Here is a 24,053-nt window from a genome sequence, read left to right as displayed (position 1 = left end):
CACTCCTTCTCGGCGCTCATGCAGGCAATGCACTCAAGACCATACAGCCGAGTTCTCATGCTTTTAAACATACCGCAACATTGTCCGAGCCATATGCTACTCAGTCCGTCCAGCTTAGGCTCATTGCTGGGTGCTTTCACTACTGTATGGACTCTGGGTCATGATCCCTACTCGCGCTGCCATCCGCCTGCTCATCGTCGATGACCATCCCCTCATGCGCGAAGGGGTGGCGGCGGTGCTGCAGAGCCAAACCGACATCGTAGTGGTAGGCGAGGCAGCGAACGGGGTCGAGGCCGTGGAGCGTTTCCGTGAGTTGCAGCCCGATGTCACATTGATGGACTTGCAGATGCCTGGCATGGATGGAATTGAGGCCATCCATGCCATCCGCAAGACCTCGCGTGATGCGCGGATTCTGGTGCTGACAACCTACCAAGGGGATGTGCAAGCGTGGCGCGCGCTGAAGTCTGGTGCGGTTGGCTATCTGGTCAAGAGCAGCCTTCGCGGCTCGCTGCTGGATGCTGTGCGCAGCGTCCACGCGGGTGGCCGATGGGTACCCCCAGAAGTGGCCGTCGCATTGGCACACCATGCGGGTGACGAGATGCTCACCGAGCGCGAGGTGGATGTGCTGCGCCTGATCGCCAAGGGTCATTCCAACCGTGAGGCCGGCGCAATGCTGTCCGTTTCGGAAGACACAATCAAAGCACGCTTGAAGAGCATTCTCGCCAAACTGAATGCGCGAGATCGTACTCATGCCGTCATCATTGCCCTGCAGCGCGGCCTGATCCAACTCTGACCGCCCAGGCAGAGCGCCCCGCTCTGACCTTCATTCCCCTGTATCAAAAGCACCGGTAGCCAAAGCGCCGGTGTCATGCCTTTTGGCATTCCTTCCGCTCGGTCTCGAGCGTCATCTACCCCCATCTACCCCAAAAGGCAGAGGCAGATCTACCCGAACGTGGGTGTCCGCTTGGGATGTGGCTGCCTAACCTTTCATCACCGACCACCACCCCACGGCCCCACCATGAAACTCGACGACACCGAAATTACGAACCCCGATCGCAGGCGGCTGCTCGCGCTCGGAACCGGGATCGGCGCTTCGCTGATCCTGCCTCTAGGCGCTGCAATGACGACAGTCGGCGAAGCGCAAGCTGCAACTCCCCCCAACCCTGTGTCTCACGAAGGAATACACATGAACACCATCACGACGAAAGACGGCACCACGATCTTCTACAAGGACTGGGGCCCCAAGGATGCCCAACCCATTGTGTTCCACCATGGCTGGCCGCTGTCCAGCGATGACTGGGATGCACAGATGCTGTTCTTCGTGCAGCGCGGCTTTCGCGTGGTAGCCCATGACCGCCGTGGTCATGGCCGCTCAGCCCAGGTCAGTGAGGGGCATGACATGGACCACTATGCTGCCGACGCTTTCGCCGTTGTCGAGCACCTGAACCTGCGCAATGCGGTGCATATCGGTCACTCCACCGGGGGCGGTGAGGTGGCGCGTTATGTGGCCAAGCATGGCCAGCCGTCCGGCCGCGTGGCCAAGGCCGTGCTGGTGGCCGCCGTGCCGCCCATCATGGCCAAGACCGCCGCCTACCCCGACCACCTGCCGATGGAGGTCTTTGACGGCTTCCGCAAGGGCGTGGCCGACAACCGCGCGCAGATGTTCATGGACGTGCCCGCCGGCCCGTTCTTCGGCTTCAATCGGCCGGGCGTGAAGCCCCTGCCGGGCGTCATCAACAACTGGTGGCGCCAAGGCATGATGGGCAGCGCCAAAGCCCACTACGACGGCATCAAGGCCTTCTCGGAAACGGATCAGACGGAAGACCTCAAGGCCATCACCGTGCCCACGTTGGTCATGCACGGTGACGACGACCAGATCGTGCCGATCGCCAACTCCGCGCTCAAGGCCGTCAAGCTGCTGAAGAACGGCACGCTCAAGGTCTACAAGGGCTACTCGCACGGCATGCTGACGGTCAACGCCGACGTGCTGAACGCCGACCTGCTGGCCTTCATCAAGGGGTAAGCAGCATGAAGAAGCGCCTGACCCACGCCAGCGGTGCGCCGGTGGCAGACAACCTGAACATCCAGACGGCCGGACCGCGGGGCCCGGCGCTTCTTCAAGACATATGGCTGCTGGAGAAGCTGGCTCACTTTGACCGCGAGGTCATCCCCGAGCGCCGCATGCATGCCAAGGGTTCCGGAGCCTGGGGACATTTCACCGTCACGCAGGACATCACCCCATACAGCAAGGCCAAGGTGTTCGCGCAAATCGGCCAGCGCACAGAAGTGTTCGTGCGTTTCTCCACCGTGGCTGGCGAACGCGGTGCGGCCGACGCGGAACGGGACATCCGTGGCTTTGCCATAAAGTTCTACACGCCCGAGGGCAACTGGGATCTCGTTGGCAACAACACGCCAGTGTTCTTTATGCGTGACCCTTTGCGTTTTCCTGACCTCAATCACGCGGTCAAACGGGATCCGCGCAGCAATCTGCGCAATGCTCAGACCACCTGGGATTTTTGGAGTCTGATGCCGGAAGCATTGCACCAGGTAACCATCCTGATGGGCGACCGTGGGCTGCCGGATGGCTATCGCTACATGCACGGTTATGGCAGCCACACCTTCAGTCTGATCAACGCCGCGGGCCAACGCACCTGGGTGAAATTCACCCTGCGCAGCGAGCAAGGCGTGCGCTGGCTGTCGGACGCCCAGGCCGAAGCCATCGTGGCGAAGGACCGTGAAAGCGCTCAGCGCGACTTGTTCGAAGCCATCGAGCGTGGCGACTACCCCCGTTGGCGGCTGTGCGTTCAGTTAATGGACGAAGCACAGGCACAGTCCTGCACCTTCAACCCCTTCGACCTGACCAAGGTGTGGCCGCATGCGGAGTATCCGCTGCACGAGGTGGGTGTGCTGGAGCTGAACCGCAATCCCGAGAACTACTTCGCCGAAGTGGAACAGGCGGCCTTTTCGCCTGCCAACCTGGTGCCGGGAATCGGACTCTCGCCTGACAAGATGTTGCAGGCACGCCTGTTCAGCTACGGCGATGCGCAGCGTTATCGCCTGGGCGTCAATCATCATCAGATTCCCGTCAATGCGCCGCGCTGCCCGTTCCACATATTCCATCGGGATGGCGCGATGCGTGTCGATGGCAACCAGGGGCGACTGGTGAGCTATGTGCCCAACAGCGAGGGAGAGTGGCCCAGCAGTTCCGAAGCCGTTGAGCCGCCCTTGCCGCTGCAGGGTGAGGCACGCGCCCATGACCACCGCGATGACGACGATTGCTTTAGCCAGGTAGCTGCCTTGTTTCGGCTTATGCGTGGCGACGAGCGACAGCGACTGTTCGACAACACGGCGCGAGCCATGTCCGGCGTCAGTCGCGAAGTACAGCAGCGCCATGTCGACCTTTGCTGCAAAGCGGACCCTGCCTATGGCGCAGGTGTAGCCCGCGCCCTAGGACTTATTTAACTGCAGTTCCCCCAACCACCAACCCACTCGCAACAAGGAGAAATCAATGAACATCCCGACTGCCAAGGCCGCCCCCGGCGCCAAACTGCTTACCCCGACCGATCACCTGTTGATCATGATCGATTTCCAGTCGCAGATGGCTTTTGCGACGCATTCGATTCCCGCCATCGAGCTGCGCAACAACGCATCCTTGGTGTCGCAGGCCGCCGCCGGCTTCAAGGTGTCGACCATTCTGACCACGGTGGCCGAGAAGAGCTTTTCCGGCCCGATGTTTGATGAGGTGACCGCGCCCTTTTCGGGGCAGACGATGCTGGATCGCACAACCATGAACACCTGGGAAGACGCCGCCGTGATTGCGGAAGTCAATCGCATCGGCAAGAAGCGCATTGTGCTGGCCGGCCTTTGGACCAGTGTTTGCATCGTGGGACCGGCCTTGTCTGCACTGGATCAGGGCTTCGATGTCTATGTCATCACGGACGCCTGCGGCGACGTGTCTACCGAAGCGCATGAGCGCGCCGTCGAGCGCATGGTTCAGGCGGGTGCGCAGCCCATGACCGCCTTGCAATACCTGCTCGAACTGCAGCGCGACTGGGCACGTGGTGAGACCTATGAACTGACCACTGGCATCGCGAAGAAGGTGGGCGGCGCATACGGTATCGGCGTCACCTACGCCAAAACCATGTTCGGCGCACACGAAGGCTGATAAGGAGGCGCCGACGATGAATACCTACGTTATCTCCGCAGCAGTCGGTCTGCTCGTCGGCGTCATCTACGCCTTGTTCAACGTGCGTTCGCCTGCCCCCCCCGTAATCGCTTTAGTCGGATTGCTGGGCATCCTGGCAGGCGAACAACTGCCCCCACTGATCAAGCGCTGGTTGGGTGCTCCAACGCACACCTCATGGCTGCGGGATCAAGTCAAACCACACATGTTCGGTGAGTTGCCACGCTGCGCCGATCAGAATTCAGCAGCAAAGGACGAACGTCATGGATAAAGCCAATACAACTCCGGATCTGATTCTGTTCCGCGGCCGCTTCAGTACCCTCAATCGTGCGCAGCCCGAAGCCAGCGCGGTCGCCATCACCGATGGCCGCTTCAGCGCGGTCGGTAGCGATGAGGACGTGCTGGCCTTGGCCGGTCCGGCTACGCGCACGGTGAATCTGAACAATCGCCGCGTGTTGCCTGGCCTGATCGATAACCACATGCACATCATTCGCGGCGGCCTGAACTTTAACCTTGAGCTGCGTTGGGACGGCGTGACCAGTCTGGCCGACGCTATGGCCATGCTGAAGGCGCAGGTCGCCATCACGCCTGCGCCGCAATGGGTGCGCGTGGTCGGTGGCTTCAGTGAGCATCAGTTCGCAGAGAAGCGCTTGCCGACACTCGACGAACTGAATGCTGTGGCGCCTGACACGCCGGTATTCATACTGCATCTCTATGACCGTGCGCTGCTCAACGGCGCGGCCTTGCGTGCTGTGGGCTACACGAAGGACACGCCTGCGCCCCCCGGCGGCGAAATCGTGCGCGACCATGCGGGCAACCCCAGTGGCTTGCTGCTCGCCAAACCCAACGCTGCCATCCTGTATGCCACCCTGGCCAAAGGCCCCAAGCTGCCTATCGAATACCAGATCAACAGCACCCGCCATTTCATGCGTGATCTGAACCGACTGGGCGTCACCGGCACGATTGACGCAGGCGGCGGCTTCCAGAACTACCCCGAGGACTATCAGGTCATCCAGCAGCTGGCCGATGCCGGGCAACTCACTGTCCGCATTGCCTACAACCTGTTCACCCAGAAAGCCAAGCAGGAAAAAGACGACTTCCTGGCCTGGACAAAAAGCGTCGCCTACAAACAAGGCGACGAGTATTTCCGCCACAACGGCGCCGGCGAGATGCTGGTGTTCTCGGCCGCCGACTTCGAAGATTTCCGCCAGCCCCGGCCCGACATGTCGCCAGACATGGAGCCTGAGCTGGAAGAGGTGGTGCGCATACTGGCGCAGAACAAGTGGCCCTGGCGCATGCACGCGACCTACGACGAGACCATCAGCCGCGCACTCGATGTGTTCGAGAAGGTGCATCGCGACACGCCGATTGATGGCCTGAACTGGTTCTTCGATCATGCGGAGACCATCTCCGAACGATCGATGGATCGCATCGCGGCCCTGGGCGGCGGCGTTGCCGTGCAGCATCGCATGGCGTATCAGGGCGAGTACTTTGTCGAGCGCTACGGCGCGCGCGCAGCCGAGGCCACACCGCCGGTGGCGAGGATGCTGGAAAAAGGTATCCGTACCTCCGCCGGCACGGATGCCACCCGCGTCGCCTCCTACAACCCCTGGGTATCGCTGTCCTGGCTGATTACCGGCAAGACCGTGGGCGGGTTGAGGATTACACCGCAGCGCAATTGCCTGAGCCGTGATGCGGCTTTGCGGATGTGGACCGAGAACGTCACCTGGTTCAGCAATGAAGAAGGCTTGAAGGGACGTATCGAGGTCGGGCAACTGGCCGATCTCGTGGTGCCTGACCGCGACTTCTTCAGCTGCCCGGAGGACGACATCGCCCATACCAGTGCGCTGCTGACCATGGTCGGAGGCAAGTTCGTATGGGGCGCGGGCGAGTTCGCGTCGCTTGACGACAGCATTCCACCGCCGGCGATGCCGGAGTGGTCACCGGTGCGCCGCTACGGTGGCTATGCCGCGTGGGGGGATAAGGCGCGTCCCCAGCAGACAGCCTTGCGTCAGGCAGCCGCCGCATGTGCCTGCGCCAACTCATGCAGTGTGCACGGCCATCGCCATGCCAGCGCTTGGGCGTCTGATCTACCGGTGTCCGACCTGCGCAGTTTCTGGGGGGCGCTGGGCTGCGCCTGCTGGGCCGTGTGATGTCGAATCCTCCGTCATCCTGTCCCATGCAGAAAGCGCTGCCCGCTTTAGCTCTGTTGGCGCTGTGCTCAGCCTATCTGCAAGGTGGGCTGACCAAGGCTCTCCACTTCGAGGCTGCCATTGCAGAGATGCATCACTTCGGCCTGCCGTTCGCAGCGCCGCTGGCGCTGGCCGTCGTGTTGCTGGAGCTGGGCGCGTCCGGCCTGATCCTCAGCGGCTGGTATCGGTGGCTGGGGGCCTTGTCGCTCGCGCTGTTCACCCTGGCGGCCAGTGTGATTGCCAACCCTTTCTGGAGCATGGCTGGGGATGCACGCTTCATGGCCACCAACGCCTTCTTCGAGCACGTGGGGCTGGTCGGCGCCTTCGTTCTGGTGGCTTGGTACGATCTGCGCGAGGCTCGGCGTGACTGAGCGGTCGGCACGCGCAGAGCCGTTCGAGGCGCCAGTCGGGGCGCTTGACCCCTTACGCGAACGGGTTTTCGCTACGCTTTGGGTGGCCACCGTACTCGGCAATACGGGCAGCTTCATGCGCGATGTGGCGAGCAGTTGGATGGTTACCGAGTTGAGCTCGAATCCAGCAGCAGTCGCGGCTGTGCAGGCTGCTGCTGCATTGCCGGTTTTTCTCTTCGCCATCCCCGCGGGCGTGCTGTCCGATATTCTGGACAGGCGCCGTTTCCTGATCGCGGTGCAAGTGCTTCTGGCCACCGTCAGCGCCCTGCTGATGGTGCTGTCGGCCAGCGGCGCTCTAGGGCTGGAAAGCCTCCTCGCGCTGACCTTTGTCGGTGGCCTGGGCGCAGCGCTGATGGGGCCGGCCTGGCTATCTATCGTGCCGACCCTTGTATCAGGGCGCCAGCTGCGTGCAGCGGTGGCTCTTAACTCGCTGGGGGTCAACATCTCGCGTGCCATCGGCCCAGCGGCAGGTGGTGCTTTGCTGGCAGCCTGTGGCGCTGCCGTGACCTACGGCGTTGACTTGCTGACTTATGCCCTGGTGATCTCCGCGCTGCTCTGGTGGCGCCCGTCGCCCACAGCGCCCGACCCGCTGGCCGAACAGTTCGTTGGCGCTTTGCAGGCCGGACTGCGATTCACCCTGGCTCAAACAGCCCTGCATCGCGTCCTGCTGCGCTCGGCGGTCTTCTTTGTGAGTGCCAGCGCAGCCTGGGCCTTGCTGCCACTGGTGGCGCGGCAGCTGCTGCAGGGCTCCGCAGGCTTCTATGGCCTGATGCTGGGTGCGGTAGGTTTGGGCGCGATTGTCGGCGCGGTGGCGCTGCCGCGATTACGGAACTTCCTTGACCCGGATGGCTTGATGCTTCTTGCCGCGATGCTAAGCGCTACCGTGCTGGCGGCCTTGGCAATGAGCCCGCCGAAAGGGCTGGCGCTGCCGATTCTGCTGGCACTGGGCGTGGCCTGGATCGTCGCGCTGAGCACGCTCAATGCACTGACGCAGAGCATCTTGCCCAACTGGGTCCGTGGCCGCGGTCTGTCGGTCTATCTCACTGTGTTTAACGGTGCGCTGGCGGCAGGAAGCCTGGGCTGGGGCGCTGTCGCGCATGGTTTGGGCCTGCCCGGCACCTTGCTGCTGGCGGCGGCCATGCTGGCCTCCACCGCCTTGTTGATGCGTCGCTGGCCGCTCCCCGCAGGCGAGAGCAGTCTGGCTGCCAGCCAACATTGGCCGACACCACCCAGAGCCCTCGAACTGGCACACAACAGGGGGCCGATACTCGTACAGGTGGAGTATCAGGTGTTACCGGCTGACAGAGCAGAGTTCGTGGATGTGCTCAACAAACTGTCAATACAGCGACGCGGTGATGGCGCCAGTGCTTGGGGCTTGTATGAAGACAGCGCCGACCCGCATCGATTGGTGGAATGGTTCTTTGTTAGCTCATGGGCTGAGCACTTGCGTCAGCATCAACGTGCCTCCCAAGCAACCGTTGCGTTGCAGGCCCGCGCGCGCGCGTTGCATCAGGGGCTGGAGCCGCCCAACGTGAGTCATTTGATCTCCCTCTAACCCATCAAAATGGAGTTTTCATCATGAAAGACCCTGTCACTACCCGCCGCCGTCGCCAAGCTCCACTTGTCACCCCCAATGGCTTGGGCACGGAAGCGCGCAAGGATCTTAGTGCTGCCTTGAACCAAGTGCTGGCTGATGTATTCGCGCTTTACCTGAAAACCAAGAATTTCCACTGGCATATGTGGGGTCCCTTGTTTCCCAGCTATCACGCGCTGCTTGACGAGCAATCCAGCCAGTTGCTGGACATGACCGACGCGCTGGCCGAACGGGTACGCAAGCTGGGCGGCACCACCCTGCACTCGATCGGCCACATTGCGCGTCTTCAACGCCTGGCTGACAACGATGCAGACCTGGTTCAGCCGAGTGGCATGCTGGCGGAGTTGTTCGATGACAACCATCGCCTGGCCGACTGGCTGCGCGCTGCGCACGAGCTATGCGATCAGCATGGCGATGTGGCGAGTGCCAGCTTGCTGGAGAACTGGCTGGACGAAACGGAGCAGCGGGCGTGGTTCCTGTTCGAATGCGGACGCAGCTAATCGAGGTGGATAAATGCAGCGCGGACATCACAGCATTACCGAGTTGTTCGATCAGCTTGGCTTGCCCTCTACACCTTCGGACATCGAAGCGTTTATTACGCGTCACCGACCCGATTCGCTAGGTTGTGCGCTTCCCGATGCCCCCCCGTGGACAGCGACCCAGGCCGCCTTCCTGCGTGAGGCCATTGCGGCAGACGCCGATTGGTCGCAGTCGGCGGAATGGCTCTCTCTGGCTCTGTGCCAACCCGCCCCGGCTACTGACTGAACAGACCAGGCAATCGCCAGAGTTTCAGTCCAAGCTCCCTCTCCCAATACAAAACAAGGATTCGCCATGTTAACTATCAGAAAATCTGAAGACCGCGGACAGGCCAGCCACGGTTGGTTGCAATCCGCGCACAGTTTCTCCTTTGCCGAGTACTACGATCCTGAGCACATGGGATGGGGAAACCTCCGCGTCATCAACGAGGATCGCGTTGCGCCAGGTGAGGGGTTTGGTACCCATGGACATCGCGACATGGAAATCATCAGCTATGTTCTGGAAGGGGAGTTGGCGCATCGTGACAGCATTGGCAATGTGAAAGTCATTCCGCCAGGTGATGTACAACGCATGTCCGCCGGTACTGGCGTACGGCACAGCGAGTTCAATCACGCCAGTGATCGCACAACCCACTTCCTGCAGATCTGGATAGAACCGAATCAGATGAATATCACGCCCAGCTATGAGCAGAAGACAATTCCGCACGACCTGAAACGAGGGCGCCTGTTGCGGGTAGCCTCAGCTGAAGGAGGGGAGCATGCTGTGAAAATCCATGCAGACGCAGCGCTTTACGCCGGGCTGTTCGATGGCGATGAGCAGGCGCGCTTGCAACTTGATTCGCAGCGCAAGGCCTATGTGCACCTGATTCGTGGCGAGCTCGCTGTCAACGGTCAGGCATTGCTGGCAGGCGATGCGCTCAAGGTTGAAGGTGAGTCGGCGCTGACATTTGATAATGGTCGATTGGCAGAGGTGCTCGTCTTCGACCTGGCGCCTTGATTCACGGGGTTATGCTGAAAGCCGTCCGGATTACATAGACACGGCCAAGTTGTGCTTCACCGCACGCTTGCCGCACCACAGCCAATGAGCCTTGCAAGCACAGGCACATGAGCAAGGTGTCTCTGCTCAATGCTGCGGGCCAGCCGTTTCCTGCGCACTGCCTTCAGGTACTCACGGAAGGCGACCGTATGGAGCTGCGGGCTGACCAATCCAGTGGGCTACTCTTGGTGGCAATTCAATGCCCAAAATTCCATGCTGGTAATGGAATCTCGTTGTCAGTGACCGCATTATGGTGAAGTGTCCTTGAGAGTGATCTGGATTACCGACGACTCCAGATGGGGCAGACCGCATTGAGGCCCCTGCATAGAAAGACCGGGCCCCGCTCTGGCCGGGAATACAACGATTTCAGCTGAGTAGCGATCCGTCCAATCTGAATGATCCCTCGTTTCCTGCACCTCTGCATTTCGTTTCTTGGCGCCTTGGCGACGCGCCGCTACCTCCTGCTCGGCGGTCTGATCTGCCTGTCCATGCATTCAGTCACGTCATGGGCGGCCTCTCTACCCGTCGCTCTAGTGGAGTTCAAGCATGAAGCCTGGTCAATAGAGCGTGGTGCGCCCAGTCGGATCAACTCGATTACACAAACCCTTGATGGCTTTCTATGGATCGGTGGTGTCGAGGGTTTGGTGAATTTCGACGGTGTGAGGTTTGAACCCGTGCGCTTGAGCACCGGTGCCACCGAAAAGTTAGTGGTCTCAAGTCTCAAGGCCTCACGATCTGGTGAGTTGTGGGTCGGACTGGCCCGGGGCCGTGGCATGGCAGTGCTCCGTAAGGGCCGCCTGGTCGAGGCCGGGATGCCTAACCCGTCGAGGGAAGTCAACGACATCGAGGAGGATGCCGGAGGCGGAATCTGGGTTGCTCGCGGTGGGCGTAGCGATCGCACGCTGGCCCGGTTTCATGACGGGACCTGGCAAGAATTCGGAACCGAAAGCGGCTTGCCCGCCCAGCCCATATGGGATTTGCATATTGCCCGCGATGGCACCTTATGGGTCGTGTTGTCGACCACTCTGGTCTATCTGCGCCCCGGAGAATCTCACTTTACGGGCACCCAGTTTGTCACCACGCCTCGTGCCAGCCTCGCGGAGGATTCATTGGGACAGCTCTGGATCTCCGACGCCGACGGCACGCGCATACTGGATCGGTCTGCCGGCCCCGACACCTTCTTCTCGCACCCCAACCCAGTTGGCGGAACACGCCTGCTGTTTGATCGCCAAGGCGACCTGTGGACCACTACGCGGAATAACGGCGTCCTGAGAATCCGTGAGCCGGGTCATCAACCTGCTACGACAGACATCATCAGGCGTCGTATCGCCTCCCTTGATGCCAAGGCTGGGCTGACTTCCGACCAGACACGCGCGCTCTTTGAGGACCGCGAAGGAAACGTCTGGGTCGGCACCGAACTGGGGCTAGACCAGCTTCGGCCGGCCAGTGTGATCGTCGATCCCGATTTGCCGCCCAATTCACCTGTCAGCTATCAGATGTCAGCCACACGCGACGGCATGGTCTATGTCGCAGATGCTCAAGCGCTGTATGTCATTGCGCCGAATCAGGCACCCAGGTGGGCCATGGATATCGACACGCCTGCCGAAGCACTTTGCATGGCGGGCGAACAGGGTGTTTGGCTGATTCTTGGCAAGCAAGTATTACGCGTTGAGGCAGGCAAAGTCCGGCACTATCCAAAGCCCCCCGGCATCGCCCTCGGCTGCGCCGAAGATGCATCTGGAAGACTATGGATGCCCGCTCTGCAACATGGTCTGCATTGGCTTCAGGGCAGCACATGGCAGCGCTGGCCCGAGCCCTCGCCATCCCCGTCTCTACCGGCCAATGCGGCCCTTGATCGCGATGGCCGCGCGGTTGTGGTGTTCCGCGCGCGACCGCCGGAAGGCGAGCTGCCATTTCGCGCCCTCGATTCGACCACCGCCAGATCCGGTGGCATTGAAGGCCTGCTACCCACCGACGCAGGTGTGCTGGTCAGTGGAAGCCGGGGGATAGCTTTTGCCGACTCCGCCGCGAAGGCGCTGCTGTCGGGCGAGATCCATCCCTGGGCGGCCTCGGTCAATGGCTTGGCCCAGGCGCGTAACGGTGACACCTGGATGATTGGCGACGCAGGCATCGTGCTCCTGCGATCCAGTGATCTTGCAAACGGCTTATTGCAACCCGACAAACCTATCCCGCATCGCGTCTTCGGATTTGCAGATGGCATGAACAGCTTTGTCCAGAAGGCTGCGGGGCCACAGGTCGCTGTAGGGGGCGATGGTCGGATCTGGTTCCTGACTCGGCGCAATGTCCTCACCATCGCCGCAAAGGCTTTTGCGCCGAACACCTTGCAACCGCCCGTTTTGCTGCGCTCGGTCACGGTCGGCGGGCGGGTCTATGATCCCGCGCCTGAAATCGAATTGCCGGCGGGCACGACCACCGTACGCATCGCTTTCACTGCATTGAGTCTCACTGTACCGGGGCGTGTTCAGTTCAGGCATCGTCTCCTGGGCACCAGCGTGGAATGGAGCTCGCCAGACAATCGGCGCAATGCCCTGCTGACTGATCTGCGCCCCGGCACCTATCGTTTTGAAGTCGTCGCCTCCAATAACGATGGTCTCTGGAGCGAACAGGCCGCCGGCGTCACGCTCAAGATCCCCGCAACCCTGACCCAGTCCCTTGGATTCAGAATCGTCGCGAGTGTGGCGGTACTGTTGCTGTTGTATGGGCTGTACCAAGTGAGAATACGGCAAATCCTGGCCGGAGCTCGGAATCGCGCCCATGAGCGCAATCGTGAGCGTGAGCGCATCGCCCGCGAGCTGCACGATACTCTGCTACAGAGTGTGCAGGGGCTGATCCTGCGGTTTCAGTCGATCGCCAATCGCGTTCAGAATGATCCACAGACTCAGATGGCGATGAGCCAGGCACTGGACCGCGCAGAGTCGGTACTGATCGAAGGCCGGGATCGAGTGCAGGGACTACGTCGGATCTATGCCAGTGACCTTGAGCATGAAGTCCGCAAACTGATCGCAGGACTACCGCTATCGCCCAGCACCAAGGTCAGCCTGACTAGCCAGGGACTCAGCAAAAATTTACGCCCCGAAATCTTCGACGAAATTCTGTGCATCGTAGGAGAGGCCCTGTTCAATGCCGCCAAGCATGCTGGCGCTGACAACGTGACGGTGCAAATCAATTACACGCGCCGGTGGCTGATGATTACTGTCAGTGACGATGGGTCCGGACTGACCGAGAACATTGCGGCTCAGGCCCTTCAATCAGGCCATTTCGGTTTGCTTGGCATGCGCGAGCGTGCAAAAGGCATCGACGCTCAACTCAGCATTGACGGGCATCACGGCCAAGGCACCCGCGTTCATCTTCGTATAAAGGCCAGTGTCGCTTACTCGGCCTGACATGCGTCGCTCCACCCGTCGATGTACCGGGCCAGGGGCTTTGTTGCACAAATCGTCGGTCAGGCGGTGAGTAGCCGATCGACTTACAGGACGAGCAAGCCGCAAAACCGAAGTGCCGCCCCCCTGGTCAGCCTACAACGAATCCTTGCCCAGCACGGCGCGCTGCTGTTGTGGATCGACAAGTACATGGCGTGGGCTCGCAAGATGTAGATCCTTGCAAATCAATCGAGAGCTCTGCAGCCAAAATTCGTCGATCGAAGCTCAGACGTAGCCGATTGATTGAGCAGTCCAGGCAGCAGCATCAAAACCCTTACCAGGTAAGTAGTTTTGGGACTTGTTCTCGACTTTGTCGCACAAAGTTGGTGCTTGCGCGCAGTAAGGGCCTACTTCCTCGCAAAACCGCATGGGGCCTGCCTTTGAGGAAGTCGACAACCTGAAAAGTCGTTCTCGACTTTAATGGCTCGTTCTCGACTTTAATTGTCTGGAACAAGTCACTTGTTCCGGACAATTAAAGTCGAAAACGGAGGGTACGCAACGAAGCGGGTTTCGGCGTGCCTTTCGGATCACTCGAACAACCTAAAGTCGAAAACAAGCATTCATGCGGGTTGTGGCCGGCTCATGGGAGAACATTCCCACGCATTATGCGGTGACCACACACCCCGTGGATGCGTAAATACGTGACGGTGAGCGGCTTTTCGCCAGAAGCCATGACAGGAAGGTGAGATTTCATTGTGTCATTACACTCAATCTTCCAGAAACTCGCTCGCTAATCTTAATAATCTTTGTTAGGCGACTTTGGCAAAGGCGACAAAGGGGAAAACTCAAACACCCATTCTGAATAAGACATCGCCACTCTTTCTGTTCCGCCGACCGTTGTAAAAACGGAAAGTGGGACACCCTCAGCCTTACTAAACACCCCCTTTATTCCGCCATCTGGAGCACGCACAAGGCCCCAATTCGCTTTACCTGTAAGAGGGTCAGCGTACACCTTTCGCAAGTATCGCGAGGTAGTCAACTGTCGCTTATCACTGACAAGATCATCCAAATGCTGAGGGTACCTTTTTACAACGCCAGGACTTCTATAATAATATAGAGCAATCGCCTTACGAATCTGCCCTCCAGCCCAGCGGAGCTCTTCCTCCTTCTGGCGCTGCCGCTGTTGGCTATCAAGCAAAACAACTACAGATAGCGCTGCGGTAGATACAGCCACGAAAATAAGAATGGCTAGGTAAGCGAATCCAGCGTCACCGAATACCGACCTAGTATTCCGAGTACTTCCGCCCATCTTTTCCTTGACCTTTGCCGCCGCTCCGAATGTCATAAACTTTGCCATCGATCCCCGGCGGAGGTGGGAGAACTATCCAACCCTCACTACTATCATGCACAGGATCAACCGGCAAATCACGCAAATAACGCCTATCAACCAATTCGGCTAAGGACTCGGGATAACGCCCGTTGTCCGAATAAAACTGATCTATTGAAACACGTGTAGTATGAAGATTGTTCTTTAAAGCAACCTCCTGCGCTCTATCAACCGACCCATAGTATCGGGGGACAACCAGAGACAGCAGCATAGCCAATATCGCCATAGCGACCAGAAGCTCTATCAAAGTAAAGCCACACAGCTCGAGACGTACGCGCTCACCATTCACTGTACGGAACACCATTGAGTCCGACTTCCGAAGAGCGAGAATATACATCATATACATCAACACCTGCTCGCGGCCTATCTGGAGGGCTTTCATAGCTCCTTAGCCCCCAGGTTTCAATAGGATTAACAACTCCCGCGACCGCTAAATTTATCGGGTCGCGCGGAATTTTTCTTAGGAAATAAAGCCGACGTCCGGAGGACGAACTTTGATCAGGGACACCCTCAACGAGAGCGCTGAGACTGTGCGGATAACCAGAGCTATCGGCAGATCTTGCAACTCGCCCCTCATCTGCAGCAGTTTTATAGGCATCAATGGCGTTACGAATTTCACGGAGAGCCATCCGAAGCTCCGCCTCATCCCTTCTCTTCTTCGCCATCTCAGAAAGTGGCATGGCCATTAGTGCCAACAACGAGAGAACAGCGAGGCACACAAGCAGCTCAATCAGGCTGAATCCTTGTCGATTCAATTGCATCTCTACTTCTCTATCGATACCGAGTAAACCGGGGATCCGCCCTCCAACAATACTGCCCCCCCATTTTTGTCTAAAATTACTGCATTCTCAACCCTAATAGAAGAATTAAACGACCGATCCGCAACAGGGCGCAAAATGATAGTCGCCAAATCCCCTTCACCTCGTACCACATCTGAAAATGAAATGCTAAGGCTCAGACGCCCCAACGACTCGGGGGCGCTGAACTTCAGCTCTGTTGCCGCTGGCGTGGCACTTCCTGACTTCACGTCCACAACCCGAAATCGAGTCGGATCAAAGACGAGTTGGATGTTAGCGCTTTTCAAATCAGACTGCCCGGTAAAGCCCAAGCCGAGCTTGAGATCCTCATTCGCCAAAGCCTGAGGTGTGCCATTCAGCTGCAAACGACCTCTCCCCGCTTTCCTTTCCTCCTCTCGAGCCTTGGAGGGGGCGCTACTCAACTCGCTTCCCCCCGTTTTCTTGGATTCTCCCTCATCCCCAACCGCAGCAAGCCGAATGGGACCCAATCCGACATTTGCTTCGGGCCCCGAGAAGAACTCGGATATGGCGCGATCTGGCTTAACCACGCCACGCACAATTCGAGGAGTTACCAACAGAACGATCTCTGTTTTCGATACAGAATCCCCCTGGGTTCCGAACAGACGACCTAAGATCGGCAAGCTTCCCAAAAATGGGATCCGGCTCGCAGAGCTCCTGTCCTCATCACTAATGAGTCCTGCAAGAACCTGTGTTTCTCCATCCTTCAACCTCAAGACCGTCACAGCGTTGCGCGTCCCAATCTGATAATTAATGTTTCCAGAAGCACTCTTTATCTCCTTTGAAATATTGCTCACTTCTAGACCAAGCCTCACGCTAACATCGCCATCGATATGAACGTCCGGCTCCACTTCAAGCTTGAGGCCCACATCTAAATAGTTCACCGACTCCGAACTCACGCCAGTAGAAGTTGTTGTTGTTGTGACTACGGGGACTTTATCTCCAACCAAAACTTTCGCCTTCTCTCTATTTTTCACACGAATCTTCGGATTGGCGAGGAGACTAGCTCGGCTCAGCTGGTCCTTAATATTCAAGGAAAGCGCGGGGTCGCCTACGTTTATACGCACTTGATCCGACGGAATTGATCGAAACTCTGGCAGCGGCAACACACCAACCTGCCCGCTGGAACTCAATACGCTCGCACTAATTTTCTGTGGGTACTGAACGCCCAGCTCCATCAAATCTGTGCGGCTAACCTCCATCACCTCCAAGTCCAGAACCACTTCAGGCTGTGCCACATCTTGGCTAAGCAAGAGTCGCTCAACGGTCCTCACAACGCCCGGAGTGTCGCGTACCACAATCAAGCCAATCTTGTCATCAACAAAAACCTCTCGTGCTTTCAACACTGTCTTTACAAGCGTGGCGACCTGTTTGACATCCGCATTGCCAACAAAGAATGACTTGACGAGCAGCTCTTGATACTCTTTCTGCTTCGCCTGCGTTGCCGGGTAGATCAACAGTGTCGAGTCATTCAGCACTTTCTGCTCAAGCTGATTGGTTACCAGAACAAACCTCACCAACTCCTCTACACTCGTATTCTTTACGCTCAAAGTTGTCCTTTGATCAGTCTTGACATCTTTGTCGAAGATAAAATTCAGCCCAGATCCTTTAGATATAAAATCAAATATCTGTCGTACACTTCCATCTCGGATATCCATCGAAATCGCTTTACGGAACGAAGCCTTAAGGCGCGGCTCCCCGCCATAATCCAATGCTCGTTGTAGATCTATACGCCTAAGCAGCGCACCGGCAATTGAATTCTTTGGATCGAGAGAGATGATTTCGCGCGCTTTTTTTTCTGCCAAATCAAGATTCCCATCCTTCAACAACTCTTCTACTTTGGCCAGCTCCTTCTTGGCATGGCGCTCGACATGCAATTGCTCTCGTCGCTGGATAGCCGCGTAATTCCTAGGGTCGACGGCAAGCACTTCCACATATATAGCATCCGCCTCATCAAACCGACCTGCATCTTTTTCAACTTCTGCACGGGAGAGCAGCTTCTGCACGGAGGCATCTCGCTGACGCAAATAGTAATTCCGCCATTCTCTATTTTCTGGCGCCATCTTAACTGCCTGGTCAAGCTTTAAAACCCCTGCGGAGAGCTTTCCATCCTGAATGAGTCCAACACCCTCGTCGTACACACGCTGAGCAGCACATCCACTAAGCAATAGCGCGCACAATACGACATAGAAAACATGATTCATCGCTTTCACTTCAGTTATCTTTAACAAACAGCGTTTGCCCTTGGGACAAGGGAAGGTAAACAAAAACCACTCGATCTTCCGTGAAACCTTCTACTTTGTATGTTTGCTCTATAACATCGCCTTCGCGAACAGCATATTCGCTCCCGCCTTTCTCGAGAAACAATACGACTCCCTCTTCATCCTCCATTCGCCCAAGATAGCGAAAAGGTAGAGTCGGCGCCGTAGGCACCTGCGGGACAGGCAGAATATTATTCTCTTGTTTTTCGATTGGTCTAGGTATAGAAACCGGAGCTGGCACAGCAGGAGCACTGAAGACATCTCTGCTCGGCAATCTAGGAACTCGGATTCTCACCTCTTCTGCAAGCCCCCCCGATCTATCCTCCGGCTCTTTCTGCAAAGAATCAGTGATATGGGGAGCGCTACCCCTGTTGTCGTCATGCAAGCTCGACGCCAAAACGGCCAAAGCCGTCGCCCCCGAACCGGCCACTATTAGTAGTGCGATATTTCGCAGTGATAGTGGCATAAATGACTTTTTCGGCATTTTATTTCTCGAAAAAGAAAACAAGCCGAATATCAGCCTCTACGCCATTGGAAGGGAGAGGTTGTTTTTGAAAACCTATTTCCTCCAAAGCAAGACTGGGGATTTTTGTCAAAGCCTCGGCAAGAAAGCTGCGTATCGCCACATACCCCCCTTGCATAGAGAAGGTCATCGTGTACCTCTGAACATTGGCATCAGGTAATTCACCCAGCTCATAGGTGGCCCGGTAAATCTCTAGGCCCTGGTTATGGGCAGCCGCAAATAAAACCGCCAGATGATCAGTTAGCTCTTGAATTTGTGGGAGCTCAAGTTTCCGGGAGCCCCCCCTTACAACGCGTCTTGAGGGATCAACTGCGCGATGTACCACGCTGGTAGCATCAAAGGCTTGACGCTGCAATCCTGGAATAGAGGACGCGGAAAGGTATAGTGCAAGAGCAAAACAGCATAGCGCTGCTATCCCGTACCAACCCAATCTACTCCATACTATGGTGATCACTCAGTCGCCCTTTTGAAGCTCAATATCCAGCTCGAATACCCAACGACGCCTACCCAAGACTTGCACAACCTCATGCCGTGAAATAAATGCGTTTCGCACCCCTGGCCTTCCTCTTAGCTTCGCTACATAAGTCAAAACATCCAAAAACTCCTCTGCATCCCCACCCAATACCATTCGTGCCTTATTGATAGATGGCGACAGTCGAGTCAAGCTGACTCCCTCGACCGCGGTGTCCTCTACTAGGCCAAACGCCATATTCCATGGCGCATTAATGGAATTGACTACTTCCCGCATAGCGTCTTCATTCTGTTCGGACGCTAGCCTTTGGTATGTGGTTTCGTCACTCGCAGGTTCTGACACTAGTTGCTCTGCCTGAGCACGCGCTTCTTCAAGTGCAATCAATTGCTGACGGTAGCGTGCCACAGCCACCGTCAGTACACTAATCGATAGAGCAAGAAGGACGATCCCAACCCAAGGACGGGGGCGATTCGGCGCCACGAAATCCAGATAAAGTGGGCTCATGCTGTGAATTCGTTGTCGAATGCCATTTCTTCCAATATGTCTGCTTTGGGCGTCAGCCATAGGATGTTGAGATTTCCAACCTGAGAATTGTGCTCTTGCCAGTGACTCCTAACCAAGATGAGATGCTGAGAAGTGGGACTTTCACACAAACTGGACTCTCGTGTCAGCAGATCATCCAAGACCGTAAAACCCACATGTCTGTCACAAGCACGTACCCGCACAGCGCGCCATTCAGATCTATCGACTTGCGCTACGACCAGCGCCTGCGGCTCACGCAGCACTATCCAGAAAGTAGGCATATTCTGCGCCTTTCGAATATGCGGACTCAGGCTGCTCCAGCGGTCCATCAAAGCAGGCTGAATGCTAACAAGGCTCAGCCCTGCATGCTCCGCACACTCACGCAATCCAGGCAGCACTCCTTGCTCCAAAGCAACAGCCACCCGCGCCTGTCCAGGCGGCATCCAACCAACTCGAACAGATTCCAAATCAAGCCCCGCGCCATACACCAACGACAGCCGGTTCATCGCGAAAGCAGTCCAGTCGGTTTCGCGCTTCAAGGCTGGACTCGAGGGCAACAACTGAAAGGCTACCAGTTGGTTGGAGAGCGTGATTCGCAGGGAGGCCCCGCGAGGGGCGGCCAGTTCGTCCAGAACCTCCTGCACTGCGCGCAACATGCCACCCGCCTCATGGCCATCCACCAGGCGACTTGCAGCGCTCTCAGCAGTATGCTGTTGCCAGTATTTTGTACGTATGCCAAGAACTCGATGCCGATAAACAGCTACGCGAACGGATTCACGCCACCGCGGTAACACGATTCACCTCTTCAAGCGTTGTCCTACCCGCCAAGGCCAGCTCCATGGCGGACCGTCTGAGTAGCTTTACTCCGCACTTGGCCGCCGCAACTCTAATTTCACGCGTCGATGCGCGGCTCAAAATCAAATCACGAAGTTCGTCATTCATGACAAGTAATTCGCCTACCGCCATACGGCCGCGATAACCGGTTCCACGACATGCACCACACCCCAGCCCGCGCTGAAACTTCGCACGGGCCAAATCCTCTGCTGTCAAATGAGAACGCCGTATCACTTCCGACTCCGGCGCGTCTGGTCTAACGCATTCAGTGCAGACCATGCGCAGCAGACGCTGGGCCAAGATCGCATTCACCGCGGAAACAAAGTTGTAGAGGTCGACCCCCATGTGCATGAAACGCCCGATCACGTCATAAACGTTATTGGCATGCACGGTTGTGTATACCAAGTGTCCAGTGAGTGCCGACTGAACAGCAATCTCCGCCGTCTCAGGATCTCGTATTTCTCCTACCATTATCCGATCAGGGTCATGGCGCAGAATTGAACGCAGGCCACGCGCAAAGGTCAGTCCTTTTCGCTCATTGACAGGAATTTGTAATATCCCTGGCAATTGATACTCTACTGGATCCTCAATTGTGATGATTTTGTCGTGCCCGGTATTCACCCGTGACAGTATGGCGTAGATGGTCGTCGTTTTACCCGAACCCGTAGGCCCCGTTACCAGCACCATTCCATACGGAGCAAGCGCAAGATCATGCAACTGCTCCCGCATAGCACTCTCGAATCCAAGAGACTCCAAGGTGACCGCCTGAGCCTCCCCTGCCACGCTGCGCCGATCGAGAATACGTAGTACTGCATCCTCACCAAACACACTAGGCATGATTGAAACTCTCAGATCAACGTCGCGACCTTTGATGGCCACTTTGAATCGACCGTCCTGCGGCACACGTCGCTCCGCAATATCGAGCTCTGCCATTACCTTCACGCGGGATATCACCTGCTCGGCAAAGTTTGACCCCGAGACGCGCTCAGCAGTCGTCAGCACTCCGTCGATGCGATACTTTACTGCCATGCCATCGAACGTAGACTCCAGGTGTATATCACTTGCCCCAGAGCGGTAGGCATCATAGAGCGTTGAGTTGACCAGTCTTACGACTGCGCTCTCCGCCCCACTGATCGACTCAATAGAAATGTCATCAGCGCGTACCGTTAATTCTTCCGTCGCTCCCCCTGCGGCCTGGGTTTGGTCGAGGGCACGCATACCTTCTTCGAGACGCACAAGTAAGGCAGCGAGGTCATCCCGAAGAACGAGGACGTATTGGAAGGGCTCAACCATCCGCCGCTCGACCCAGTCCTGAACGGCAAGAGCAAAAGCGTCGCTCAAAGCAACCTGCAGATGTCCGTCCGCAGTCCGCAATGCAAGACAGCCGCGCTGGCTCGCCTCCACGAAACCAATCCGGCTGAAGTCTGGGGTGGCTTCGGCAAGCTGGGAGTAGTGCCAGGCAGCCCATCTCAGCACCCTGGCCATGCCAACAAGCACCACAAAGGGCGCCTCCGCTCTCCGCTCCGCCAGAATATCAACGGGGCTGCGACCGCTTGCGGCTGCCTGCTCACGTGCCCATCGCAAGTCATCAGCACAAAGATCAGAAGGCTGCGCGCTCATTGCAGATTACTCGCAAGTTCAAAGATGGGCATATACATCAGCACCACGATACCGCCTATGCCGATCCCCAGTATCGTCATCAAAACAGGCTCGAACAATCGGGAAGCATGATCTAACCATCGCGCAAGATCCTCATCGAAGAATCCTGCGATGCGCTCCAACATCTCACCCATATTGCCGCCACGTTCACCGACCAACATCATCTGCATAGCAACGGAGGTCACCAAGCCCACCTCCGAGAGGGCCGAGGACATCGGCAGTCCCTGTTCTATCAAGCGCTGCCCCTTAGCCAACTGAACTTGCAAGTGCTCCGCCAAGACCTCGCGCGACATCTGGAGCGCGGGCACCAAAGGTGTTCCCGCGCGCAGAAGCATGCCCAGCGTACGAAATAGGCGCGCCAATTGAAACAAACGCATCTTCGCTCCGACAGTCGGCAATCGCCACGCCTGCCGATTCAGCCAGCGCCTCACTTCAGGGCGGCGTAAGACCACGATGATGGCCGTCACCACAATGAACATCGCAAGCACAAACCAATGACCATGAGCCTCCATGATCTGCCCAAGTGACTTCAGCAAGGTCGAGAAGAATGGACGCTCGCCCCTCCTGTCGTCGTACAGGCGCGCGAATCGGGGAATGACGTGCACCAACAGGAAAAGCATGACGAGGCCGCCAACCACCAACAGCACGGCCGGATACACGAGGGCCGAAACCAGCTTGCGACGAATCTGGCCAAAAGCCTCCGCGTAAGCGACATACCTTGCCAGGGCTTCGCGCAGATTGCCGGTGCGTTCCGAAGCTCGGACGACGGCACAGTAGATGGGAGGAAAAGCTTGCGGGAAACGCTGCAGCGCGATGGAGAATGACTCCCCAGTATGTAGCGCGTCCAGGATGCCGCGCGTGACTGCGCGCGTAGTCCCGTCTTCAGCCTCTTTGGCGCTGAGCGCCTGCATCGCCTCGACGAGATTCAACCCTGCATCGAGGAGCGCGATTAACTCAATACTGAAGAATACCGTTGGAAACGCCTGACTCCGGCTCAAGTTGAGCTGCAATCGACGCTCTGCCCTGACGTCGAGAACGTCCAACCCTCTCTGCGCAATGTACGCTCGCGCTGCGACTTCGTCCGGTGCGTCAACAGGAAAGTCGCTCACCTCTCCCGAAGTGGCAACCGCTTTCACCATGTAACGCATCGCACCGCCCCCTCCCCCTGCAGGCCTGGTGGCCCCCTATTTCTCTACCCAGTCACCGGATAGCCACGCTTAGGGGATTATCGCCAATCCAAGGCCCAAATACGATGCCAATGCGGGCATGCGTCACACTGGAAGCGGCAAGCTTAAGGCTTGGCAGACGCAGCCGGCCGATCCTTGCGCACAGTGTTCAGGCTCTTCGTGTACTCCGCCTCCGGCAAAGGAACGAAACGCAGCGGTTTGGCTAGTCGCGCTGCATTCTGGAGATAGAACTCGACAAAGGCCATCACTTCGGGGCGCACCAGCGATTGAGTGTTGATGAACAGGTAGAGGGGACGAATCAAGGGCTGATACGCCCCGCTGGCGACATTCTCAGGGGTGGGAAACACGGCTGGCGGCTTGCCCTTGGCAGGCTCGATACCCAAGGCCTTGACGCTGTCGCGCGCGTCCAGGTAATACGACAGACCAATCAGGGCCAGCCCCGCCGGGTCGCGTTTCAGCCCCTGAAGCAGCATGGCGTCGTCACCCGAGGCCGTGAAGTCTTCACGCAGCTCACCCCCCTTATCCAAAAGGCGACTTTCGATGAACTGCGCGGCGCTGGAACGCGGGATTGGGCCATAGAGTTTCAGTGCTTGAGCCGGGAAGTTGTCGTTAATCTGCTTCCATTGATTGATACGGCCCTGAGACTGCACATCCCACATCGTGCGCAACTCTTCGATACTGATTCTGTTGAGTGGATTGAGCTTGTTAACCACGACAACAAGCGCGTCACTGACAACAGGAATGACTAGCAAGCCGACTTTTGAGTGCTCACACAGCGCTTGTTCCGGGGCGGTAGGAAGACGGCTGGATTCCGCGATATCCACGCGGTTCGCACACAACCGCTCCGCCCCCCCTCCCAAGCGCTGCAAAGCTGGCGCGGGGCGCTCAGATGTACTTGGCGAGGAGGGCGATTTCGCATACGCGTCAACCACTGCCGCCGTCAACGGAAACAAGGCTTGCCCGGCGTCGATGCGAATGGCTTTGCGTGCGCCGGGAGCCGCAATGGGACGCGAAGCCATGTCCGCCGGCAGTGCCGGACGCTCTGTCGACGTTGTTTGCTGA

Annotated in this window: 22 protein-coding genes; 12 read left to right on the top strand and 10 right to left on the bottom strand. The window is 57.7% G+C overall.

What is annotated here, in order from left to right; genetic code table 11:
- Positions 1–160: 160 nt before the first annotated feature.
- The 12 genes from NMB43_RS02500 to NMB43_RS02445 all read left to right on the top strand — a co-directional run bounded on the left by NMB43_RS02500 (position 161) and on the right by NMB43_RS02445 (position 13,355).
- The gene (locus tag NMB43_RS02500; protein ID WP_494350581.1) at positions 161–793 is read left to right on the top strand and encodes a response regulator; all 633 of its coding nucleotides are present in this window, start codon (positions 161–163) and stop codon (positions 791–793) included.
- Positions 794–1,186: 393 nt separating this feature from the next.
- Entirely contained in the window at positions 1,187–2,023 is an 837-nt protein-coding gene (locus NMB43_RS02495) for an alpha/beta fold hydrolase (protein WP_494350580.1), read from the top strand.
- A gap of 5 nt (positions 2,024–2,028) precedes the next feature.
- The gene (locus NMB43_RS02490; RefSeq protein WP_494350579.1) at positions 2,029–3,462 is read left to right on the top strand and encodes a catalase; all 1,434 of its coding nucleotides are present in this window, start codon (positions 2,029–2,031) and stop codon (positions 3,460–3,462) included.
- A gap of 46 nt (positions 3,463–3,508) precedes the next feature.
- On the top strand, positions 3,509–4,165 hold the full coding sequence (locus tag NMB43_RS02485) for a hydrolase (RefSeq protein WP_494350578.1): 657 nt from the start codon (positions 3,509–3,511) through the stop codon (positions 4,163–4,165).
- A 16-nt stretch (positions 4,166–4,181) separates the two neighbouring features.
- Positions 4,182–4,454: a XapX domain-containing protein gene (locus NMB43_RS02480; protein WP_494350577.1), complete on the top strand. Its 273-nt coding sequence runs from the start codon at positions 4,182–4,184 to the stop codon at positions 4,452–4,454.
- Positions 4,342–6,336, top strand: a complete 1,995-nt coding sequence (locus NMB43_RS02475; RefSeq protein ID WP_494350576.1) for an amidohydrolase — start codon at positions 4,342–4,344, stop codon at positions 6,334–6,336. Before NMB43_RS02480 ends, NMB43_RS02475 begins: the two co-directional genes overlap by 113 nt.
- 26 nt (positions 6,337–6,362) lie before the next feature.
- Complete coding sequence (locus NMB43_RS02470; RefSeq protein WP_494350575.1) at positions 6,363–6,746, top strand: DoxX family protein; 384 nt, start codon at positions 6,363–6,365, stop codon at positions 6,744–6,746.
- 82 nt (positions 6,747–6,828) lie between these two features.
- Positions 6,829–8,340, top strand: a complete 1,512-nt coding sequence (locus tag NMB43_RS02465) for an MFS transporter (protein WP_494350574.1) — start codon at positions 6,829–6,831, stop codon at positions 8,338–8,340.
- Between the two features lie 23 nt (positions 8,341–8,363).
- Positions 8,364–8,879 (top strand): Dps family protein, encoded by a 516-nt coding sequence (locus NMB43_RS02460; protein WP_494350573.1) that lies wholly within the window; start codon positions 8,364–8,366, stop codon positions 8,877–8,879.
- A 13-nt stretch (positions 8,880–8,892) separates the two neighbouring features.
- Positions 8,893–9,144 (top strand): DUF2789 family protein, encoded by a 252-nt coding sequence (locus tag NMB43_RS02455; RefSeq protein ID WP_494350572.1) that lies wholly within the window; start codon positions 8,893–8,895, stop codon positions 9,142–9,144.
- Between the two features lie 66 nt (positions 9,145–9,210).
- A complete protein-coding gene (locus NMB43_RS02450; RefSeq protein WP_494350571.1) occupies positions 9,211–9,912 on the top strand; it encodes a pirin family protein in 702 nt (233 codons plus the stop codon).
- Positions 9,913–10,346: 434 nt separating this feature from the next.
- On the top strand, positions 10,347–13,355 hold the full coding sequence (locus NMB43_RS02445) for a sensor histidine kinase (protein WP_494350570.1): 3,009 nt from the start codon (positions 10,347–10,349) through the stop codon (positions 13,353–13,355).
- 1,259 nt (positions 13,356–14,614) lie between these two features.
- On the opposite strand, the gene NMB43_RS02440 is transcribed toward NMB43_RS02445, so the two are convergent.
- From NMB43_RS02440 to NMB43_RS02395, 10 genes are all read right to left on the bottom strand, one after another.
- Complete coding sequence (locus NMB43_RS02440) at positions 14,615–15,022, bottom strand: type II secretion system protein (protein WP_494352101.1); 408 nt, start codon at positions 15,020–15,022, stop codon at positions 14,615–14,617.
- Positions 14,997–15,479, bottom strand: a complete 483-nt coding sequence (locus tag NMB43_RS02435; RefSeq protein ID WP_494350569.1) for a competence type IV pilus major pilin ComGC — start codon at positions 15,477–15,479, stop codon at positions 14,997–14,999. Before NMB43_RS02435 ends, NMB43_RS02440 begins: the two co-directional genes overlap by 26 nt.
- A 2-nt stretch (positions 15,480–15,481) precedes the next feature.
- Positions 15,482–17,737 (bottom strand): secretin GspD/PilQ domain-containing protein, encoded by a 2,256-nt coding sequence (locus NMB43_RS02430; RefSeq protein ID WP_494352100.1) that lies wholly within the window; start codon positions 17,735–17,737, stop codon positions 15,482–15,484.
- Positions 17,738–17,747: 10 nt separating this feature from the next.
- Positions 17,748–18,278, bottom strand: coding sequence for a hypothetical protein (locus tag NMB43_RS02425; protein ID WP_494350568.1), 531 nt, complete (start codon positions 18,276–18,278; stop codon positions 17,748–17,750).
- 1 nt (position 18,279) lies between these two features.
- A complete protein-coding gene (locus tag NMB43_RS02420) occupies positions 18,280–18,771 on the bottom strand; it encodes a hypothetical protein (RefSeq protein ID WP_494350567.1) in 492 nt (163 codons plus the stop codon).
- Positions 18,772–19,293 carry a hypothetical protein gene (locus tag NMB43_RS02415; RefSeq protein ID WP_494350566.1) on the bottom strand — a complete coding sequence of 174 codons (522 nt, stop codon included), beginning with the start codon at positions 19,291–19,293 and terminating at the stop codon, positions 18,772–18,774. It lies immediately after the preceding gene.
- On the bottom strand, positions 19,290–19,967 hold the full coding sequence (locus NMB43_RS02410) for a hypothetical protein (protein ID WP_494350565.1): 678 nt from the start codon (positions 19,965–19,967) through the stop codon (positions 19,290–19,292). Before NMB43_RS02410 ends, NMB43_RS02415 begins: the two co-directional genes overlap by 4 nt.
- 118 nt (positions 19,968–20,085) lie before the next feature.
- Positions 20,086–21,765 (bottom strand): GspE/PulE family protein, encoded by a 1,680-nt coding sequence (locus tag NMB43_RS02405; protein ID WP_494350564.1) that lies wholly within the window; start codon positions 21,763–21,765, stop codon positions 20,086–20,088.
- Positions 21,762–22,952: a type II secretion system F family protein gene (locus NMB43_RS02400; protein ID WP_494350563.1), complete on the bottom strand. Its 1,191-nt coding sequence runs from the start codon at positions 22,950–22,952 to the stop codon at positions 21,762–21,764. The genes NMB43_RS02405 and NMB43_RS02400 overlap by 4 nt, the downstream gene beginning before the upstream one ends.
- Before the next feature lie 143 nt (positions 22,953–23,095).
- Entirely contained in the window at positions 23,096–24,010 is a 915-nt protein-coding gene (locus NMB43_RS02395; protein ID WP_494350562.1) for a PstS family phosphate ABC transporter substrate-binding protein, read from the bottom strand.
- Between the last annotated feature and the right edge of the window lie 43 nt (positions 24,011–24,053).

It is taken from the genome of Uliginosibacterium sangjuense, from assembly GCF_059132465.1.
This window is presented reverse-complemented; position numbering and strand designations above follow the sequence as displayed.

Bases quoted from the DNA above. Each gene is read 5' to 3' on its own strand.
- NMB43_RS02500 (WP_494350581.1), top strand. From the start codon at position 161: ATGATCCCTACTCGCGCTGCCATCCGCCTGCTCATCGTCGATGACCAT.
- NMB43_RS02495 (WP_494350580.1), top strand. From the start codon at position 1,187: ATGAACACCATCACGACGAAAGACGGCACCACGATCTTCTACAAGGAC.
- NMB43_RS02490 (WP_494350579.1), top strand. From the start codon at position 2,029: ATGAAGAAGCGCCTGACCCACGCCAGCGGTGCGCCGGTGGCAGACAAC.
- NMB43_RS02485 (WP_494350578.1), top strand. From the start codon at position 3,509: ATGAACATCCCGACTGCCAAGGCCGCCCCCGGCGCCAAACTGCTTACC.
- NMB43_RS02480 (WP_494350577.1), top strand. From the start codon at position 4,182: ATGAATACCTACGTTATCTCCGCAGCAGTCGGTCTGCTCGTCGGCGTC.
- NMB43_RS02470 (WP_494350575.1), top strand. From the start codon at position 6,363: ATGCAGAAAGCGCTGCCCGCTTTAGCTCTGTTGGCGCTGTGCTCAGCC.
- NMB43_RS02460 (WP_494350573.1), top strand. From the start codon at position 8,364: ATGAAAGACCCTGTCACTACCCGCCGCCGTCGCCAAGCTCCACTTGTC.
- NMB43_RS02455 (WP_494350572.1), top strand. From the start codon at position 8,893: ATGCAGCGCGGACATCACAGCATTACCGAGTTGTTCGATCAGCTTGGC.
- NMB43_RS02450 (WP_494350571.1), top strand. From the start codon at position 9,211: ATGTTAACTATCAGAAAATCTGAAGACCGCGGACAGGCCAGCCACGGT.
- NMB43_RS02445 (WP_494350570.1), top strand. From the start codon at position 10,347: ATGATCCCTCGTTTCCTGCACCTCTGCATTTCGTTTCTTGGCGCCTTG.
- NMB43_RS02440 (WP_494352101.1), bottom strand. From the start codon at position 15,022: ATGGTGTTCCGTACAGTGAATGGTGAGCGCGTACGTCTCGAGCTGTGT.
- NMB43_RS02435 (WP_494350569.1), bottom strand. From the start codon at position 15,479: ATGCAATTGAATCGACAAGGATTCAGCCTGATTGAGCTGCTTGTGTGC.
- NMB43_RS02430 (WP_494352100.1), bottom strand. From the start codon at position 17,737: ATGAATCATGTTTTCTATGTCGTATTGTGCGCGCTATTGCTTAGTGGA.
- NMB43_RS02425 (WP_494350568.1), bottom strand. From the start codon at position 18,278: ATGCCGAAAAAGTCATTTATGCCACTATCACTGCGAAATATCGCACTA.
- NMB43_RS02415 (WP_494350566.1), bottom strand. From the start codon at position 19,293: ATGAGCCCACTTTATCTGGATTTCGTGGCGCCGAATCGCCCCCGTCCT.
- NMB43_RS02410 (WP_494350565.1), bottom strand. From the start codon at position 19,967: ATGTTGCGCGCAGTGCAGGAGGTTCTGGACGAACTGGCCGCCCCTCGC.
- NMB43_RS02405 (WP_494350564.1), bottom strand. From the start codon at position 21,765: ATGAGCGCGCAGCCTTCTGATCTTTGTGCTGATGACTTGCGATGGGCA.
- NMB43_RS02400 (WP_494350563.1), bottom strand. From the start codon at position 22,952: ATGCGTTACATGGTGAAAGCGGTTGCCACTTCGGGAGAGGTGAGCGAC.
- NMB43_RS02395 (WP_494350562.1), bottom strand. From the start codon at position 24,010: ATGGCTTCGCGTCCCATTGCGGCTCCCGGCGCACGCAAAGCCATTCGC.